Origin of the sequence: Blastococcus saxobsidens (assembly GCF_010682065.1) — a bacterium.
Taxonomy (GTDB): Bacteria; Actinomycetota; Actinomycetes; order Mycobacteriales; family Geodermatophilaceae; genus Blastococcus; species Blastococcus saxobsidens_B.
Map to the genome: position 1 here is coordinate 1 of NZ_JAAGWG010000052.1, position 328 is coordinate 328.

The following is a 328-nucleotide window of genomic DNA, read 5'->3' on the forward strand; positions in this document are numbered from 1 at the left end:
AATATCTTACCGCCCGGGCCTTCTGTTCGCAGTACGCGGCCCACACGATCCGCCCATTCCTCCCGCTCGGCATTGCGGAGCTTGCCCCACCATGTCAGCGCGGGTTCGGTCTGCTCCTCGTCCTCGATGATTGGCGGAGCGCCGTTCGATGCCTGTTCCTTGCGTCGGGCCGCGCTGTGACGCTCATTCTCGGCCACGGTCTCGGTGGCCTCGTGCGGGTCTTTCCATTGCCAGTCGAAGCGGACAGCGGCGACCGATCGACCTGATTTCACGGGGGTCATCTTCACACGCACAGTCCCGTAGTCATTGATTGCCTCAACGGCCGGTG

General features: G+C 63.4%; 1 protein-coding gene. It reads right to left on the reverse strand.

The features are described 5' to 3' along the window. Nucleotides 1-281, reverse strand: a 281-nt coding sequence (locus tag GCU60_RS19550; RefSeq protein WP_345770715.1) for a hypothetical protein, incomplete at its 3' end; no start/stop codon positions are given. Between the last annotated feature and the right edge of the window lie 47 nt (nucleotides 282-328).